The organism is Zobellia uliginosa, assembly GCF_018860745.1.
Lineage (GTDB): Bacteria > Bacteroidota > Bacteroidia > Flavobacteriales > Flavobacteriaceae > Zobellia > Zobellia uliginosa_B.
Window position 1 is genome coordinate 12022 of record NZ_JAHKPY010000003.1, and the last position, 18630, is coordinate 30651.

General features: G+C 37.5%; 19 protein-coding genes. 7 read left to right on the forward strand and 12 right to left on the reverse strand.

Features of this window, described 5'->3' with window-relative positions; all coding sequences use genetic code 11:
* Positions 1-68: 68 nt before the first annotated feature.
* Genes KO521_RS03855 through uxuA form a run of 3 tightly spaced genes read left to right on the forward strand, consistent with a single transcriptional unit; the run spans position 69 to position 3469 of the window.
* On the forward strand, positions 69-1445 hold the full coding sequence (locus tag KO521_RS03855; protein WP_215938598.1) for a putative oxidoreductase C-terminal domain-containing protein: 1377 nt from the start codon (positions 69-71) through the stop codon (positions 1443-1445).
* A 5-nt stretch (positions 1446-1450) separates the two neighbouring features.
* Complete coding sequence (locus KO521_RS03860; RefSeq protein ID WP_215938599.1) at positions 1451-2269, forward strand: SDR family oxidoreductase; 819 nt, start codon at positions 1451-1453, stop codon at positions 2267-2269.
* A complete protein-coding gene (gene uxuA, locus KO521_RS03865; protein ID WP_215938600.1) occupies positions 2270-3469 on the forward strand; it encodes a mannonate dehydratase in 1200 nt (399 codons plus the stop codon).
* A gap of 2 nt (positions 3470-3471) precedes the next feature.
* On the opposite strand, the gene KO521_RS03870 is transcribed toward uxuA, so the two are convergent.
* Both KO521_RS03870 and KO521_RS03875 read right to left on the reverse strand, forming a co-directional pair.
* On the reverse strand, positions 3472-3900 hold the full coding sequence (locus tag KO521_RS03870; RefSeq protein WP_215938601.1) for a DUF4268 domain-containing protein: 429 nt from the start codon (positions 3898-3900) through the stop codon (positions 3472-3474).
* A 1-nt stretch (position 3901) separates the two neighbouring features.
* Positions 3902-4573, reverse strand: coding sequence for a ZIP family metal transporter (locus KO521_RS03875; protein ID WP_215938602.1), 672 nt, complete (start codon positions 4571-4573; stop codon positions 3902-3904).
* Between the two features lie 204 nt (positions 4574-4777).
* On the opposite strand from KO521_RS03875, the gene KO521_RS03880 reads away from it, so the two are divergent.
* Complete coding sequence (locus KO521_RS03880; RefSeq protein WP_215938603.1) at positions 4778-5947, forward strand: THUMP domain-containing class I SAM-dependent RNA methyltransferase; 1170 nt, start codon at positions 4778-4780, stop codon at positions 5945-5947.
* Positions 5948-5969: 22 nt separating this feature from the next.
* On the opposite strand, the gene KO521_RS03885 is transcribed toward KO521_RS03880, so the two are convergent.
* The 4 genes from KO521_RS03885 to KO521_RS03900 form a co-directional block, all read right to left on the reverse strand.
* Entirely contained in the window at positions 5970-6797 is an 828-nt protein-coding gene (locus KO521_RS03885) for a DUF6048 family protein (protein WP_215938604.1), read from the reverse strand.
* Positions 6778-7266 carry a DUF6452 family protein gene (locus KO521_RS03890; RefSeq protein ID WP_215938605.1) on the reverse strand — a complete coding sequence of 163 codons (489 nt, stop codon included), beginning with the start codon at positions 7264-7266 and terminating at the stop codon, positions 6778-6780. Before KO521_RS03890 ends, KO521_RS03885 begins: the two co-directional genes overlap by 20 nt.
* 4 nt (positions 7267-7270) lie before the next feature.
* Positions 7271-8680 (reverse strand): 23S rRNA (uracil(1939)-C(5))-methyltransferase RlmD, encoded by a 1410-nt coding sequence (gene rlmD, locus KO521_RS03895; RefSeq protein WP_215938606.1) that lies wholly within the window; start codon positions 8678-8680, stop codon positions 7271-7273.
* A 198-nt stretch (positions 8681-8878) separates the two neighbouring features.
* The gene (locus KO521_RS03900) at positions 8879-10054 is read right to left on the reverse strand and encodes a mechanosensitive ion channel (protein WP_215938607.1); all 1176 of its coding nucleotides are present in this window, start codon (positions 10052-10054) and stop codon (positions 8879-8881) included.
* 230 nt (positions 10055-10284) lie between these two features.
* Between KO521_RS03900 and rocD the strand changes: the two genes are divergently transcribed.
* The gene (rocD, locus tag KO521_RS03905) at positions 10285-11565 is read left to right on the forward strand and encodes an ornithine--oxo-acid transaminase (protein WP_215938608.1); all 1281 of its coding nucleotides are present in this window, start codon (positions 10285-10287) and stop codon (positions 11563-11565) included.
* A gap of 78 nt (positions 11566-11643) precedes the next feature.
* On the opposite strand, the gene KO521_RS03910 is transcribed toward rocD, so the two are convergent.
* From KO521_RS03910 to KO521_RS03920, 3 genes are read right to left on the reverse strand one after another with little or no spacing between them, the layout of a single operon-like run.
* Positions 11644-11949 (reverse strand): CCC motif membrane protein, encoded by a 306-nt coding sequence (locus tag KO521_RS03910; protein ID WP_215938609.1) that lies wholly within the window; start codon positions 11947-11949, stop codon positions 11644-11646.
* 4 nt (positions 11950-11953) lie between these two features.
* On the reverse strand, positions 11954-12283 hold the full coding sequence (locus KO521_RS03915; RefSeq protein ID WP_215938610.1) for a CCC motif membrane protein: 330 nt from the start codon (positions 12281-12283) through the stop codon (positions 11954-11956).
* A gap of 4 nt (positions 12284-12287) precedes the next feature.
* Positions 12288-12599: a DUF2752 domain-containing protein gene (locus KO521_RS03920; RefSeq protein ID WP_215938611.1), complete on the reverse strand. Its 312-nt coding sequence runs from the start codon at positions 12597-12599 to the stop codon at positions 12288-12290.
* 62 nt (positions 12600-12661) lie between these two features.
* Here KO521_RS03920 and KO521_RS03925 point away from each other — a divergent pair, with 62 nt between their 5' ends.
* Entirely contained in the window at positions 12662-13207 is a 546-nt protein-coding gene (locus KO521_RS03925) for a Smr/MutS family protein (protein ID WP_215939553.1), read from the forward strand.
* Here KO521_RS03925 and KO521_RS03930 read toward each other — a convergent pair.
* Positions 13204-14217 carry a hypothetical protein gene (locus tag KO521_RS03930; RefSeq protein ID WP_215938612.1) on the reverse strand — a complete coding sequence of 338 codons (1014 nt, stop codon included), beginning with the start codon at positions 14215-14217 and terminating at the stop codon, positions 13204-13206. The genes KO521_RS03925 and KO521_RS03930 overlap by 4 nt on opposite strands.
* Positions 14218-14319: 102 nt before the next feature.
* Here KO521_RS03930 and KO521_RS03935 point away from each other — a divergent pair, with 102 nt between their 5' ends.
* Positions 14320-15468: a cysteine desulfurase family protein gene (locus KO521_RS03935; RefSeq protein ID WP_215938613.1), complete on the forward strand. Its 1149-nt coding sequence runs from the start codon at positions 14320-14322 to the stop codon at positions 15466-15468.
* 28 nt (positions 15469-15496) lie between these two features.
* On the opposite strand, the gene KO521_RS03940 is transcribed toward KO521_RS03935, so the two are convergent.
* A complete protein-coding gene (locus KO521_RS03940; protein ID WP_215938614.1) occupies positions 15497-16150 on the reverse strand; it encodes a hypothetical protein in 654 nt (217 codons plus the stop codon).
* Between the two features lie 11 nt (positions 16151-16161).
* Positions 16162-18630, reverse strand: coding sequence for a TonB-dependent receptor (locus tag KO521_RS03945; protein WP_215938615.1), 2469 nt, complete (start codon positions 18628-18630; stop codon positions 16162-16164).

Sequence of the window (18630 nt, forward strand, 5' to 3'; positions counted from 1 at the left end):
CATGTATTATATAGATTGAAGTAGCTTTTGCCCACCTTTGGTAAAAGCCAAAGACTAACAACCCATATATGAAAAAGAATATTACATTTTTAGTTTTACTGCTCGGTATTGCTTGTGGTGAAAAAAAAACAGAAGATAAAATGGTTGAAACCGATACACAAGCTAAAGTTAAGTTAATGACATTGGATCCAGGTCATTTTCATGCGGCTTTAGTACAGAAAACAATGTATCCCCAAGTAGATTCTACAATTTATCTTTTTGCTCCTGATGGTCCTGAAGTGAATGATTTCCTTAATAAAATAGATTCTTATAATTCCCGGGAGACGGACCCTACTGCTTGGAAAGTAAATAAATACTTAGGCGATGATTATCTGGAAAAGATGATTGCTGATAAACCTGGTAATGTAATGATTGTGGCAGGGAAAAATAGTAAGAAAATCGATTATGTTCTTGAGGCAGTAAAAGCAGGGTTGAATGTATATGCGGACAAACCTTTGGTGATTAATCCCGAAGGGTTTAAGAAGTTGCAGCAGGCTTTTGAGATAGCGGAAAAGAACGGAGTGTTGATTTACGATATCATGACCGAGCGTTTTGAGTCCACTACTTTAATGCAGAAAACTTTTTCGGATATACCAAAAATATTTGGGGAATTAATTGATGGTTCTGTGGAAGAGCCCGCTATTAGCAAAGAAAGCGTACACCATTTTTTTAAGTATGTCTCCGGTCAACCGTTGGTGCGCCCGGCCTGGTTTTTTGATGTGAACGAAGAGGGCGAAGGTATTGTAGATGTTACCACACATTTGGTAGATTTGGTTCAGTGGGAAGCTTTTCCGAATCAGATAATCGACACTACTAACATTAATATGGTGAAAGCCAAACGATGGCCTACCGTTCTGACCAAAGAAGAATTTCAGAAAGTTACGGGTCTTGATTCCTATCCAGAGTATTTAGAAAAGGATATAGAGAATGATAAGTTGAATGTTTTTTGCAACGGAGAGATGATATACAACATCAACGGAAAGTACGCCAAGGTTTCGGTGATATGGAATTATCAGGCACCAGAGGGTACTGGGGACACGCACTACAGCATCATGCGGGGTACAAAAAGCGATTTGATAATCAAACAAGGAGAAGAAGAAGGCTATAAGCCAACTTTATACATTGCACCGAAAGAGCAAAACGGGTTTGATGGACTATTGAAAACCGCTATTGATGATAAGATAAACGCTCAGTTTGCAGGAACGACCATGGAAAAAATGGATAACGGAACGTATCGCATAAACATACCCGATGAATTTAAAATTGGTCATGAGGCGCATTTTGGACAGGTTACAGAGAATTATCTAAAATATTTGGAAGCTGGAGAATTACCAGAGTGGGAGGTGCCCAATATGATCAGTAAATATTACACGACAACAAAAGCATATGAACTGGCGAAGAAATAATACATATGAACGAGCTTTTTGATTTAAAAGAAAAAACAATAGCCCTGTCTGGTGGTACGGGAGTTTTAGGTGGTTCCATAGCGGAATACCTTGTACAGAATGGTGCTCGTGTGATTTTATTGGGAAGATCTCCTGATAAACTGGACGCCAAGCGTGAGGCGTTAAATACGATCAGTGAAAAAAGTGCTGCTTCATACGTTGTTGATGTTATGAAAGAAAGCCAGCTAATTAGCCTTCGTGAAAAAATAAGGGACAATCACAGTAAAATAGATGGCTTGATAAATTTGGCTGGAGGTAACCTTCCGGGAGCTACATTGCAGCCTGATCAGACTATTTTTGATATTTCGTTGAGCGATACAAAAGAAGTGGTTGATTTGAATCTTTTTGGTAGCGTACTGCCAACCATTGTGTTGAGTCAATTGATGTTAGAGCAGGGGAAAGGCACGATAATAAACATTTCTTCCATGGCTTCTAAGCAGTCCATAACAAGGGTGTTGGGCTATTCCATGGCCAAGGCCGGTATCGAAATTTTTACTAAGTGGATGGCGGAAGAACTGGCTGCTAAATTCAGTGATAAAATTAGGGTTAATGCTATTGCACCAGGCTTTTTCATTGGAAATCAAAACAGAAAAATTTTAATTAATGAAGACGGTTCCCATACGGAGCGAAGTAAAAAAATACTGGCAAAAACACCTATGAACCGTTTTGGTGATGCCTCCGAACTCAACGGAATGGTGCACTATCTTTTAAGTGAAGCCTCTTCTTTTGTCACGGGAACGGTATATGACGTAGATGGAGGTTTCAATTCTTTTACCGGAGTTTAGATGGAATATTTAAAGAAAACATACCGCTGGTTTGGACCAAATTTTGGGGTGACTTTAGCCGATATTGCTCAATTGGGAGCAGAGGGTATAGTTACGGCTTGCCATAGCTTGGCTACAGGAGAGGTTTGGCCGGAAGTGACAATATCGGACATTAAATCTGAAATAGAAAAACACGGTATGGAATGGTCCGTTGTGGAAAGTGTGAATATTCACAATGCTATAAAATATGGACTGCCGGAAAGAAATCTCTATATTCAGAACTACATTCAAACCTTAAAAAACTTAGCAAAGCATAACATTTATACTATTTGTTACAATTTTATGCCGCTTATTGATTGGACTCGTACCAACCTCGATTACCAGTTGCCCAACGGGACTTCTAGTTTGCTTTATGACCCAATTGCCATAGCTGCATTTGATCTTTTTATTTTACAACGGGAACGTGCTGTTGAGGTATATGAAGAGCAGGATATTTCTAAAGCGGAAGCGTATTTTAAGCGTTTGACAATTGAAGAAAAGAAAGGATTGGAGAGTGCTGTTTTGGCAGGTTTACCGGGTAGTAAGGAACCTATTCCTATATCCGTTTTTAGGCAAAACCTATCCGTGGTGAGTCAAATTTCAAAAGAAGAGCTTCGGGAAAATCTGGTGTATTTTCTTAAGGCTATACTGCCCGAAGCCGAGAAGTTGGGTATTAAAATGGCGATACATCCGGATGATCCACCGTTTTCGGTTTTTGGTATTCCACGAATAGCTTCTTCCTATGATGATTTTCAGTTTATTAAAGACTGTTACCCTTCAATTAATAATGGTTTTACTTTTTGCTCCGGCTCTTTGGGCGCATCGGAGAAAAATGATTTGGTAAAAATTGTGGAGGACTTTGGTGATTCTATTCATTTTATCCATTTAAGAAATGTACAGCTAAGTACCACAGGAGAATTTTATGAGGCGGAACACCTTAAAGGTACGGTGCCTATGACAGCAGTTATGGAAGCTTTTATAACAGAGCAGCTAAAAAGGATAGGTTTAGGTCGTACGGATATAGCTATTCCTTTGCGGCCCGATCACGGTCATGTTTTACTAGACGATAAAAAAAGACAACAAGAATTTTACCCGGGATACTCACTAATTGGAAGAGCTCTGGGTATGGCACAGCTTTCGGGACTGGAAAGAGGTATTCGTCATCAGATGAAGCTTTCCTGAGGCTATTCTAAAATCTCCCTAAAATCTTCAAAGAATAATTCTACTTGGTTCATTTGTTCGCTCAAAAATATCATGGTTTCTTGCCATGTATTTTTATTGTGGATGGATACGTTTTCTAGGGTAACGTATATTCTAGAAATCTCTTTCCCGATGGATAGAAAAAAGGCTTCGTCAAAAATAGCATCTGGCAGGTAGTTTTCAGATTGAAGTAACGATTGCAACGATTGAAATTTTTCCCAAAGTGTAATGCGTTTTTCAAGGTCATCGGTTTCAATATCAATGGAAACCATCGCTTTTTTTAAATCGAAATGAAACTTAAAAACAAGACCTTTTATCTTGGTATTATAGAGAGTCCATTTTCTAGGATATGATTTGCCAAAGGAAATCCAGAAGTCTTCTCGTAGTTTTTTTGACTCGGCTTTGCTAAACATCCTATAGAAAATAAGCGATTGCAATACCAAAAATAATTGCTGCTATTTTTCGCAAGTTGAATGTATGCCCTTCGGAGCTTTCAAAAAGAATAACTGTGGAAATATGTAAAAATACACCGATTACCAAAGCATTAATTGGAACGAAATAGGTGTCTGCCCACTCTACATGATTGGCAATAAAACTTCCAAAGGGCGTCATTAGTGAAAAAACAGTAATAAAAGAAAAGGCTTTAGTTATAGGTATTTTTGAGTTTAATAAAAAGATACTTAGTATAACAGCAATAGGAATTTTATGAATTAATATTCCGTAGATAATAGTATTGTGATCATGTATGGGGAAACCTTCTAAAAATGAATGAAGACAAAGACTACCGAACAGCAACCATGGAAAAAGCTTTTTCTCGCTATCTAAATGAACATGCCCGTGTTCTGCCCCTTTTGAAAAGAACTCAAGAAAAATTTGAAGTAAAATACCTAGCATTACAAACAGACCTACTTTTTTGGGATTTCCGTGTTCATATACAGACGGAAAAAGTTCAAATAAGGTAAGAGCCAATAAAAAGGCTCCACTGAATGCCAAAAGTAGCTTAAAGTGACTTCTGTTCTGTGGCTTTGCAATATATACAAAGGCAAAACTCAACAGAACGGCAAAAATAGGTAAGGCGTAATTCATTAACGGAAAATCGTTTTAAATGGGAGCTCTTGGTTCTAGTGTTATGACATTAATTACATTAGTTGACCCAAAATCTTTCTGAATCGGAAATGCAATTATTTCCTTTAGAGAACAAAAGGGCGAACGGCATTTAAGAAACCAGAGGGCGGGTTCCTATTTCTCCGGCTAAAATACTGTATTTTTACGGCAACTTTAGAATAAGACATGAGTAAAAATTTTAAAATGGTAGCTAAGACACTCTTTGGTTTTGAAGAGATTTTGGCTAAGGAAATTCGTAACCTAGGTGGTGGCAATGTAGTTGAAGGAGTTAGAAACGTTTCTTTTGAAGGAGATACTGGCTTTATGTACAAGGCCAATTTATGTTTGCGAACCGCCATTAAGATTATAAAACCTATACATTCTTTTTCGGTACGTAATGAGAACGAGTTGTATAAAAAAATCTATGCGATGGATTGGGCCGAATATCTTTCGGTAGATACCACTTTTGCGATTGATTCTACGGTTAACTCGGATAATTTTACGCATTCCCTTTATGTATCTCAAAAAGTAAAAGATGCTATTGTAGATAAATTTAGGAATATGGATGGGAGCCGTCCGGATGTAGATGTTAAGTTTCCCGATGTACGTATCAATATCCATATTCATAATGACCATTGCAATGTGTCCTTGGATAGTTCTGGGCGTTCGTTGCACCAACGCGGTTATAGGACAGCTACGAACATTGCACCTATAAACGAAGTGCTGGCAGCTGGTCTTTTACTTATGAGTGGATGGGATGGCCAGTGTGATTTTATGGATCCAATGTGTGGGAGTGGTACCATGTTGACGGAAGCAGCTATGATTGCTTGTAATATTCCTGTAAATATTAATAGAAAAGAATTCGCTTTTGAAAAATGGGACGATTTTGACCAGGATCTTTTTGATAAAATCATTGAAGTTAGTTTAAACAAGGTGCGTGAGTTTCACTTTAAAATAGTAGGTTACGATAAAGCACCTTCTGCGGTTAGAAAGGCAACAGACAATGTTGAGAACGCTAATCTCTCTGAATACATTTCTGTAGAACGAAAAAACTTTTTTGATACGGAAAAGTTCACAGAAGGAAAGTTACATATGGTCTTCAATCCGCCTTACGGAGAAAGATTGAATTTAGATATGGAAGATTTTTATGCTTCTATTGGAGATACTTTAAAGCAAAAATATCCTGGTACGGAAGCTTGGTTCATTACCTCAAATATGGAAGCGCTAAAATACGTTGGGCTTCGACCTTCTCGAAAAATAAAGGTCTTTAATAGTCACCTTGAATCTCGACTAGTGAAATATGTAATGTACGAAGGCAGTAAAAAAGCAAAATATATGAACAAGGATAAGGAGTAGTACTTCTTGCCCTAACAAGTAACTATTGTTTTTTTGGCCTATCCTTAGGGTCAGGTCTTGATTCTGGTTCTGGCTGTAGCTTTTCTTTCTTTGGTTCGTTTTTCTTCTTGTAAAGGGGAATTAGGTAGCTCATAGAAAAATTATAACCTATACCAAATCTACTGCCGTCCGTTACCTTATTGAAACCGGGAATAAAAAGGTCGTCCAAAATACCTTCTGGTCGTTTGTTCGTTATTAATATGCCCAAACGCGCACTTGCCCCAAAGTAAAAGTTTCTTACGATTTCAGCTTTTATTCCGGCCACAAACTCTAACCAAGATTTATTGCGGCCATCATATTTTCCTAGGGCACTCGTACCAGTAGCAAAATCATCTGGGTTCCAATAACGGCTGGTATCAAAAATTTTATAGGCGTCAAGCTCTTGACTGAAAGTGCTAAAAGCATAGCGGCCACCTATGTAAATCATATTCTGTTCACCATACCAATTTCCATAGGTATTATAGTCTATTCCTAATTTAATATAACTTCCAGATGTAGTAAAAGTGTACAGGTCTCCTTCGGGATTATCATTATCAATACCAAGTGGAGTTCCTATTGTTTTTTTCTCGTTGCCAAGTTCTGCGGCTAAATAGAGGTTTTGAGTAATTCTATAATCCCCTACAATTTCAAAACCGGTATAATCATCGTCAAAGAATGAGTTTACCAGTCTGCTTATGTCGGCGCCTACTCTAAGTCCATACCGTTGTTTGTAAACGGTTGTGTCTTTTTTATTAAGGTCTATAGGTTCATTCTGAGAGAACCCCATAGCAACAACTAAAAAGAAAAAGAGACTAGTGAAATATCTTGACATGGGCGGAAGCTGTGTTTTCAATAAGTGGATTATCAACATCTATAGTCTGAACCCAAACCGAGTCATCTTGTTTGACCGTTGCGGTTAAGTTTTCAAAATTGGCAATATACCCGCAAGCTCTAGATTTATAGATTTCCTTTACATCGTAATTAAAGGTTAGGGTGTCTACATTTACATCATCAATACTTAATTGTCTTGATAGGGCAAACGTGGTGCTGGTGGCATCTACCCGTAACGGCAAAACAATAGAATCTAGGGCTATATTTTCTATGGTATCTTTTCCTTCATTTTCTAAAATACCCCACACAATTAGGTTTTGTACATCTTTAAATTCCGTTGGATTTAACACATCATAAAAACGTATCACCATTTGAGGTGTATCGGATTCGGTACAGATATCATCTTTTTCACATGCCGAAAAAGAAAGTATGACCAAAAGAATGATGAAAGGTATTTTGAGTTTGTTCATAAAGCTATAGCTTTTTCAAAAGTACGATATTTTCAACATGATGGGTTTGTGGGAACATGTCTACCGGTTGCACTTTTATTACTTGGTAGGCATGTTTCATCAATTCTAGGTCACGAGCTTGGGTTGCGCTATTGCAACTCACATATACAACTTTTTCCGGAGCAATGTTAAGTATCTGTTGAACTACATCCTTATGCATGCCAACACGTGGTGGATCGGTGATGATAACATCCGGTGTGCCATGTGTCTGGATAAAATTTTCGTTAAAGACGTTTCTCATATCACCTACAAAGAAATCTACATTGTCTATTTTATTGCGTTCGGCGTTTGCTTTTGCATCTTCAATAGCTTCGGGTACGGATTCAATACCAACTACCTTTTTTGCTTTTTTAGAAACGAACTGAGCAATGGTTCCCGTACCTGTGTAAAGATCGTAAACTAGTTCATTACCCTTTAAATCAGCAAATTCACGGGTAAGTTTATATAGTTCGTAGGCCTGTGCCGAATTGGTTTGGTAGAATGATTTGGCATTGATCTTAAATTTTAAACCTTCCATCTCCTCAAAAATATGATTGCGGCCGGCAAAACAAATAATTTCTTGGTCGTAAATAGTATCATTTTGTTTTTGGTTGATAACATATAAAAGCGAGGTTATCTCAGGAAAAGTTTCCTTTAAGTGATTCAGTATAAGCTCACGATTTACTTTATTATCATCATGAAACTGAATCATGACCATCAATTCTCCTGTTGAGGCCGTACGGATCATAAGGGAGCGCAATTCCCCATGCTGATGTCTTGGGTTAAAAAACGTAAGCCCATTTTTAATCGCAAAATCACGGGTATCCAAGCGAATTGCATTAGAGGGATCCTGCTGTAAGTGACATTTTTTAATATCAAGGATTTTATCCCACATTCCAGGAATATGAAACCCTAGAGCATCACGATCCGTAATTTCCTCATCAGATTTAATTTCGTCTAAGGTCATCCATCTGCTATCGGAAAAAGAAAATTCCATTTTATTACGATAGAAATACTGTTTCTCAGAACCTAAAATAGGTGTTGTTTCTGGTAGTTCTAGGTGTCCTATTCGTTTAAGGTTGTTTTCAATTTCTTGTTGCTTGTAGAAGAGTTGGTGCTCGTAGCCCATATCTTGCCATTTGCAACCGCCACAAACTCCAAAATGTTCGCAATGGGGTTCAACACGTTTATCTGAGTATGAGTGAAAAGCGGTAGCAATTCCTTCAAAATAAGCTTTTCTTTTCTTTGTAGTTTGTACATCAACAACATCACCAGGAACAGTATTCGTCAAAAAAATGACCCTTCCATCGGGTGCTTTACCAATCGTTTTTCCTTTCGCCCCGGCATCTACAACCTCTACGTTTTCAAATACCTGTCGCTTGTTCTTTCTTCGCATCCGGCAAAAGTAAGCATCCCATTGCATTTATAATAACTAAGATTACAATCCGCCTTATTAAAAATAGTTAAATGTGGATTTACGGTATAGAAATAGGAGGAATCATTTTATTTCTTTTGAGCTATATCATAAAAAAAGCCAAGAAACCTCATTATAAGGAATCTTGACTTTACAAACAACGAGAAAATCGAGGGAACTCTATTGCTTGTTATTGTTGAATTTGTTTAGAATACGTTCCATTTGTTTTCCAGCAGCTTCTCTTCCTCCTAATCCAAAGGATAAAGCAACGGTAACCGCAATTGTACCTAAAGTTATTCCAAAGGCCATGTTTATAATATCATCACCTATACCCATTGTCTTTAAGCCCATTGCTAAGAAAATTGCTAAAATGCACATTCTAACTATGGAGGCAACAAACAAGTTGTTTTCATCTTTGGCCATTGCCTTATGAGCAATTGATGCTATCCAGTTTCCGATAATTAAAATAACCAAACCGAATAGGATGTTCCCTGATACGCCTACTAGGGTATCTAGAATTTCTGTAAGTTTTGCGAATTCTAATTTTTCTAAAGCGGTAGTAATACCAAAAAGAACAATAAAGAAAAATGCAATGTTACCAATCAACTTAGGAAGATTGGTGTTAGAAGAAATACCACCTAAATTCATTTTTTGAACAATACCATCTAACTTAAGACTCTCTAATAAGTCCGTTAAAAGACCGGCAACAAATTTTCCGCCTACAACAAAAATTATAATGATAATAACAGCTACCAATATTTTTGGTATCGCATTAAAGAACTGTTCCAGCATATGTGTAGCCGGTACAGAAATGGAGTCCATATTCAAAATGTTCAGAGCCGTAATTAAAAGGGGGATGAAAATAAAAATGAATACTACCTTTTTAAGGATATTCACCAAATCAATATTTTCGGGTAGTTTTAATTTAGGCACTAAACTTTGAATGGTATCACCGCTAAGTCCTACAAGTTCGGAAACTATGGTTGCAAGCATATAGCCTATGTAGCCTACTAAACCGGCACCAACTATATTAGGAATGTAATCTGTAAAACCGTTAAGTAGATTTTTCACAGGGTCTAAAACGCTGGTCATACCTAGCTTTTCCAAGGCAAGCATGAAAACAAAAATCATTACGAAAAAGTAAATAAGCTTACCGATAAGTGAAGAAATCACCACTTTACCTGTACCCATTTTATCATCTATTTTGGTACGTTTGATCAGCTTAGTGATTAATCTTTTAATAAAGCCGGCTACAAACCAACCAATAATCAGTATTAAAATAGCACCAACCGTGCTTGGTAAAAAGTCGCCTACCGAGTTTGATAGACTGTTCATCATGTTCTCTAAATAATTCATATTTCAGTTTTTAAAAAGTTGGATCTATATATTAAGACACCAGTTTTTAAAGGATGTCACTATATTTTAGATATTTAGGTGAATATAGTTTTCATGTAGGAAGCAAGAAATATTTATTAAGTTTGCAATTCTACAAGGATGATTTCTCTCCCACGCTGAATTTTCGAGTCTTCGAAAGGAAAAAGGTATAGAAGGAATTACTGAAGTTTTATTTAAAAGTAATTTTTATTATGTCAGTTTTAGAAAAAATCACTTCTGAAGGTGCAATTGCCTTAGAAGAAAAGTACGGAGCACACAATTACCACCCATTACCAGTTGTATTGAACAAGGGAGAAGGTGTATATGTGTGGGATGTTGAAGGAAAAAAGTATTATGATTTTCTTTCTGCATACTCCGCAGTCAACCAAGGACATTGCCATCCAAAAATTGTGAAAGCAATGACAGATCAGGCGCAGACCCTGACCCTTACCTCAAGGGCATTTTATAATGATATGCTAGGAAAGTACGAAAAGTACGCCACGGAAACATTTAAATTTGATAAGCTTTTACCTATGAATACAGGTGCGGAGGCTGTTGAAACTGCATTAAAATTATGTAGAAAATGGGCCTATGAGAAAAAAGGTTTAGCTGAAAACGAAGCACAGATTATTGTTTGCGAGAATAATTTTCACGGAAGAACAACAACCATTATTTCTTTTTCCAATGACCCTGTAGCACGTAGGAATTTTGGTCCTTATACTGCGGGATTCATCAAAATTGAATACGATAATTTAAATGCCTTAAAGGAGACTTTAGAGAGCAATACCAATATAGCCGGGTTTTTGGTAGAGCCTATTCAAGGTGAGGCAGGGGTTTATGTTCCATCTGAAGGGTATTTGGCCGGAGCGAAAGCATTATGTGAGAAACACGGAGTTTTGTTTATTGCAGATGAAGTCCAAACCGGTATTGCTAGAACAGGCAGACTTTTGGCTACTTGTGGGAACTGTTCTTGTGAAAACAAGCACTGCAGTGGAGAACCAGAGATAAAGCCGGATATCCTAATTTTGGGAAAAGCTTTGTCCGGAGGTGCGTATCCCGTATCTGCTGTCTTGGCAAATGACGATATTATGGGAGTTATCAAACCAGGGAACCATGGTAGTACTTTTGGTGGTAACCCTATAGCAGCTGCTGTTGGCGTTGCTGCTTTAGAAGTTGTGAGACAGGAAGAACTGGCTCAAAATGCTTTTGATTTGGGTGAATTGTTCCGAGCGGAGCTTAGTAAGTTTATTGAAGACTGCAACATTGTTAATGGAGTAAGGGGCAAAGGGCTTTTGAACGCCATTCTTATTAATGATTCAGAAGATAGCTCTACCGCATGGAATATCTGTATGGCATTGAAAGAAAACGGACTTTTAGCAAAACCAACGCACGGTAATATTATTCGCTTTGCACCACCTTTGGTAATGAATAAGGAGCAACTATTAGATTGTATAAATATTATAACGACTACATTAAAACAGTTTGAAAAATAATTCGAAATCAATGAACTAGAAAAAAGCCTGAAACTTAGTTTCAGGCTTCTTTTTATAATTTAAAAATCTCTTAGGTTATTACTTATTGCCAGAGGCTGCCGATGCAATAATTGCGGCTATGACTCCAAAATATAAAATACCAATGAGTAGGTAGACAGCAGCAATTGCTAAGCCTACATAGGACAGTATTTTCCCCGTTTTTACATTTTCAATGCCCGAATATTCGCCATTACTTTGGTCAAATGCTTGTTGGGCGGTTTTTGCATTAGATAAGCCAATAAAACTGAATATAGCTCCAAATGGTCCGCAGCAAATAAGAGTAAGAACTATGGAAAGGATTCCAAAAGTTAGGGCATTACTAGCGCCCGGTAGGGGTTGTTGCATAGTTCTATCCTAATAGTTCTTCCATTTTTTCGCGCATCAATTCCGGATCTTGCATGTCTTCAAATCCAAAGAAAGCAATCATTCCAATGGTCATCATCAAATAAAGAACACTTAATACGATACCAATGATAGCCAGAATCTTTCCGGTCTTTACATTGCCATAATCAGTGTAATTTTCTGGATTTTCCAGATAAATAGCCGTGGCTTTATTAGCTAAAACCAAGGCAACGACGCCAAAAATAATACCTAGAATACCATAACAACAGCATGTAACTATTGATAGTATACCAAATACAAGAATAAGCGTAGCGTTGGGTAGTTTGTGTTGTTCCATTTTTTTAGTGGGTTAGGTGAGTCATTTTTAAAATATAGTTAACTAATATAATAGCTCCACTAACAAATCCTAGGGTTACTTTTATAGAAGTTTCAAAACGAAATCGTATAAATTGACTTGCTAAGGCAAATAACGCAAGTGGAATGAGTGTAAAAATTGCGGGGTACATATCAAAGGCAGCACTAAATTCACCCTTGAAAAAAAGAAAGATAGAACGCTGAAGACCGCAGCCGGGACAGTCAATGCCAAATAGCTTTTTGTTCAAGCATGGTAGCATGTAATCTTCAATAACTAATAGAGAGGTGGCTAACTGCATTTTTCCTGTTTGGCAATTCTTTCACGAAAATTACCATTATTTTTGTGGATACAAAACAAATTATGGCCGTTTTTCAAATAGGGGACAAGGTAGAGACTATAGATGATGTTATCTCAGGTAGGGTAACAAAGGTTTCGGAAGGCACGGTTACCATGGAAACCAATGACGGGTTTCTTCTTGATTTTGACGCTAATGAGTTGGTGAGAATCGATACTGGCGATATAAGGGTAAGTAATTACGAGATAAGCCAAATCAAGGCAGAAAAAGAAATTCCCAAAAGAAGACAAACCCAGGTTACTAAGCCTAAAGAACGTAACGCCCCTAAAATGGAAGTGGATTTGCATATTCATCAATTAACAAAGTCAAGTAAGGGCATGAGCAATCATGAAATGCTTAATCTTCAAATAGATGCGGCAAGGCGTCAATTAGAATTTGCCATTAAAAAGCGAATTCAAAAAGTAGTTTTCATCCATGGAGTAGGTGAGGGAATACTAAAAGAAGAGTTGTATTATCTGTTTAGAAGGTATGACAATGTAAAACATTATGACGCCGATTACCAGAAATATGGTCTAGGAGCAACGGAAATCTATATTTACCAGAATGCCTAATTTTCTACTGTGGTATAAATACCTAAGATAAAGCTATCAATTGCGGCTAGGGTAACATCTGTCTCATCTTCTTTTTGGGCCTTGAGAACAAGTACCACGTCATTGAGTGAAATAGTGTGAGAATATGTGATAGTACCTGCAGCATCAGGTTCACTGGCTTCTGTAACTACGTTAATGGTTCCTCCTGACGACACAAAATTAGAACTTACGATTTCTTCTGATAGTGCGGCTGTTGTACAAACCATTTCATCGGTAACAATTGCATCTAGAATCGTATAATTAAATTCTCCGTTTTCCAAGGTAGAGGTTCTGGGTTCACCTTCTACTGTTGCTTCGTTCACTAAAATGGATAGGGGAACATCTAGTGTAATGTACTCATCGTTTATTTTGTTATAAAACCTTAAGCTACCATCAACAATTGCGTTATCGCATTCAGAAATGGTGGTGATAGCCCCATAATTCGAAAAAGGAACCTCAAGGTTTAAACTGGTAGGAGTAGAGGTCTTGAACGTTCCATAGGTTAAAGTGGAGGTGTCCGTAATACTCTCATTTTGCTCGTTCGTCAGGACAAGACCGCTTATTAAAATGGTATGTGAATAGGTCTTAACATCTTTGGATACTGCTGTAACTTTTGTATTTATGGCAATATCTCCAGCAGTAGCTGTATTTTCACTAATTACGGTTGGTTCTAAAGCAGGTATCGTAGAACAAAAATAATCAGAAGAAACATCATCGGAAAAAAGGCGATAAATTAAATCTGAAGAACCTCCCAAAGTACTCGTAAGTGTACCTTCGGTAGACGTTTGGTCTAAAAGAAGTCCGCTTTCCAATTCTAACAAAAATGCTTCATCACCATCTATCTTAAAGAAAAAGGTAGTATCTAATGGGTCATCTTCATTGTCACAGGTAGCAAGGGCAATAGCATCAAAGTCTACATTTTCAATTTGGAGGTCGCCATCGTCACAGGCAGATAAAAGGATTAGAATACCTAAAAGCAGCGTTTTCTTCATATGCCAAATTTAATGGAAATAAAGGACAAGTTTATTGAGAATTAGGGAGAAATTAACTTTAATTGAGCTAATTTTGAACCCTCTTAATTGAATTTTTCGGGAATGAAAAAGGTTTATTTGGATAATGCGGCCACTACGCAAGTACGTGATAATGTTATTGAAAAGATGCAGGACGCTTTGGCTAATTTTTACGGCAACCCGTCTTCTACACATAGTTTTGGGCGATCTGCTAAGACTGCGGTAGAAAGTGCCAGAAAAACCATTGCAAAATATATAAATGCCCACCCATCGGAAATCATATTTACTTCAGGAGGTACCGAGGCAGATAATATGATTTTGCGTTGCGCTGTTCGGGATTTGGGTGTAACTACAATAATTACATCTAGAATAGAACATCATGCCGTTCTGCATACGGTTGAGGATTTAGCCAGTGAAAAAGGAACCCGAGTGCTATATGTTGATTTAGATAAATATGGTAATCCAGATCTATTACATTTAAAAGCATTGCTTCAAAAGGATGATGGTAAAAAATTAGTAAGCTTAATGCATGTGAATAATGAAATAGGGAATAAAATGGATATAGCAACAGTTTGTGAGCTATGTCATTCAAACGGGGCTCTTTTTCATTCGGATACGGTACAGTCTATTGGGCATTATGCCTGGGATGTTAAAGCGGTGCCTGTAGATTTTATGACTGCTGCGGCCCATAAGTTTCACGGCCCTAAAGGAATAGGTTTTGCTTACGTAAAGAGGAATTCTGGATTAAAACCTTTTATATCGGGAGGCTCTCAGGAGCGTGGTAATCGTGCGGGAACAGAATCTTTCCATAATATTGTTGGATTGGAAATGGCTTTCATTGAAGCGTATGATAACCTAGAAGCAGAAACGGCTTATGTAACTGATTTAAAATCTTATTTTATCGATAGAATGAAGGAGGAGATTCCTGCTGCTAAATTCAATGGGCATTCCGGAGACATGGATAAGAGTACGTTTACGTTGGTGAACGTTTGTTTGCCAATTGACCCTCAAAAAGCACTGATGCTTTTGTTTCACCTAGATATTAAAGGAATAGCCTGTTCAAAAGGTAGTGCTTGTCAATCTGGAAGTGACCTGGGTTCTCATGTGTTGACGGAGATTCTGTCCGAAGAAGAGCTTAAAAGACCCTCGGTTAGATTTTCGTTTTCAAAATACAACACTAGAGAAGAGTTGGATTATACCGTGCAGGTATTAAAGGAATTTGTTGAAAAATAAAACTTGCGAATTAAGGACAATTGAATATTTATTTCTGTTTACGGTCTTTTCGCTTTTCCCGGTCATAAGGAAATTTACGCGCAGCTAATTTCATCATCCGGTCAATAAGATCAGTGGTATTCTTTCCTGATTTTTTATTGATTTTCTTTTCATATTTCCAAAGAAGTTTGCCGCTTGTGCCGTCGCTAATTTTCACACCTATCCTTCCATAGTTGGCATTTCCTGAAAAGTAATCCATAAAACTAAATTCCGTAGGAATCCCTTTAGAAAGTAGAACATTCAGATCCATATTCCCACTTATAATTCCGTCTACACCTAGAATTTTACTAAGTTGTTTAGTAGTATATACATCAATATTGTTGTAGTCAATATTGTTTTGGGATAAGATGGCATTGGTGTTCTTTACATCTTGAAAGTCCACGTTGAATTTCTTTTTTTGTTTTCTTTTTGAAAAATAAGTCTCCAGTGCATTTTGAACGGCATAACCTTCTTTTTGTTCCAGAGTATTAAGTTCTTCGTGAGAAATATCATCTTTAAGCTCCAGGTTGGCTAAAAAGGGAACAATGGCCAATACTTGGTGCGTGTCGCTGAGGGCATCAAACTTATCACTTTCGTAAATGTTTTTTTGGGCGTTAACCAAAATGGAAGTCAAAAGGAGTGCGGCAATAAAAATCTTCTTCATTGGTATATCTTCTAAAAGCGCATGCGTACCCTTACGTTCAGCACACGACTTGTCATGAAATTTGGAATAGCAAATTGTTGTTTACTGTCTACATCCCTAACCCATGTATTTGTAATTGAATTTTGATTGTTGAACAAATTAAATATCTCAACTCCTGCGCTCAGTTCATTAAATCTGTGCAACCAGTGGTTTTTTTGATAGGTTTTGTTTCCACCAACAAAAATATGGGAAATTCCTAAATCGGCACGCTTATAATCCCTCAATCTTGTGTTATATATGTAAGGATCGGCATAATTTGGAGAACCGCCAGGAACACCGGTGTTGTAAACTAAGTTTAGGTACATCTTAAAATTGGGAAACTCGGGAATATAATCTTGGAACAAAACCCCTAACTTTAATCGTTGATCGGAAGGCCTTGCAGTATAGCCTCTATTGTTACTGTTCTCCTCGGTTTTTAAATAACCTATGCTTACCCAAGATTCCGTTCCGGGAACGAAGGCGCCGTTAAGGCGTAGGTCTGCACCGTACACGTATGCCTTGGCATTATTATTCGCTGCATAACGTATGCGAACGTCTTCTAGAGTGTAGGTGTTAACATTCTGTAGTTTTTTATAATATACTTCACTCATAAGCGTGAACGGGCGTTCCCACATGTCAAAAGAATATTCGTTGCCCAAGACAAGATGAATGGATTCTTGTGCTTTTACGTCAGGATTAATGGTTCCTGATTGATCACGTAATTCCCTGTAGAAAGGTGGTTGGTGGTAAAGACCACCTGAGAATCTAAAAACCATATCCCTTTTCCAATCCGGTTTTAAGGAAACTTGACCACGCGGACTAAAAACTGATTGTGAGTTAGATTTTATGTCCTTACCGTTAATTGACCAATGTTGCGCTCTAACACCTAAATTATAGTAAATATCGTGAGATGAAATGCTTAGTCTATCACTGAATTGAATATAGCCGGAAAAACGATTGGTCTTTGCAAAATTGATTGCACTAACACCGTCATAAGCTTCAAGTGGGGAGTCAAAGGGTTTTTCGGGTTGGTTATTGCTAAATTCTGGTAATGGCGGTCTTACAAAAAAGCCAACGGAATCTATGAATTCCGATTCTCGTAGTTGATCTCGAATATCTTCATGGGTGTATTTTATGCCCCATTCCAATACTTTGTTTTCCACGGTATGATTCCCTTTATGGGAAAAATTAAAAATCAGGGCGTCCAATTCATTTCTGGCACGGTTAAATTGTGTGCCTATTCCGCGTAGGTTGGTGGCACTACCGAAAGAATCGCTGTAGAGGTCATTGTTAACATCGCCAAGGGCATATTGGGCAATTACATCAGAATATTCTTCTTCTGTAGTATGGTAGAGCGAAGCAATCAGTTTTAAGGTAGTTGTTTCATTTAATAAATAAGTCCCTTTGAGAGCTCCTAATACAGTATTATATCTATTGTTTTCCTCGCCTTGATAATAGACAATGAGCGATTTAGGTTCTGCAAGGGTTCCGAAATTTGTCTGTCTTTTTAATGGTTCATTTTGGTAATCATTAATAGAAATGTTGCCTAAAAAGTCTAAATTAAATCTGTTTGAAAACCGATAGCTTATAAAAGTTTGGGCATCTGCAAAAGTAGGGTTGAAGTTGGTATTGGTCTGTTGACTGTTAACGAGTAAGGCGTTATTTCTGTAGCGAATACCGGTAATGGCACTTAACTTTTTGTCTTTGGAAACGGTTTCTGCAGTTGCACTTGCGCCTAAAAAACTAAGGTCTATTTGGATGCTCGTTTCCAAAGGTTTCTTGTAAGTGATGTCTAAAACAGAGGATAACTTATCTCCATATTTAGCTTGAAACCCTCCTGAAGAAAATCTTACATTTTGAACCATGTCACTATTTACAAAACTCATACCTTCCTGCTGAGCAGAACGTACCAAAAAAGGACGATACACTTCAATTTCGTTTACATATACAAGGTTTTCATCATAATTACCGCCCCTTACATTGTATTGGGTACTTAATTCATTACTTGAAGAAACACCGGGTAATAGTTTTAAAATGTTCTCAACACCAGCATTGGCTCCTGGAATTTTTCGAACAATTTCAGGACTTACCGTTGTGATTCCTGTAACCGTTTTTTTGCCGGTTGGGGTAATGGTAACTCCCGAAATTTGTATGGCATCCGTACTCAAAACCGGATTGAATTCAAAAATCTCATTGGTATTGATAATTAAGTTTTCCAGAACTACATCCTTGAGACCTAGATGAGAAAAAGTAACTGTAATAGCCTCGTCAGCGGTTACTTGAAGTGAGTAAAATCCGTTTGCGTCAGAAAACGTTCCGGTAGTTCCTGTTGATATATTTACCTCCTGTAAAGGTTTATTTTCATTGCTTAATACAATGCCCGTAAGTGTAGCGGTCTGTGCACTCGTGTAGAGTGAAAAACCTAAAAAGATAAAAAGAATACTAAGTTTAGAGCACTTCAA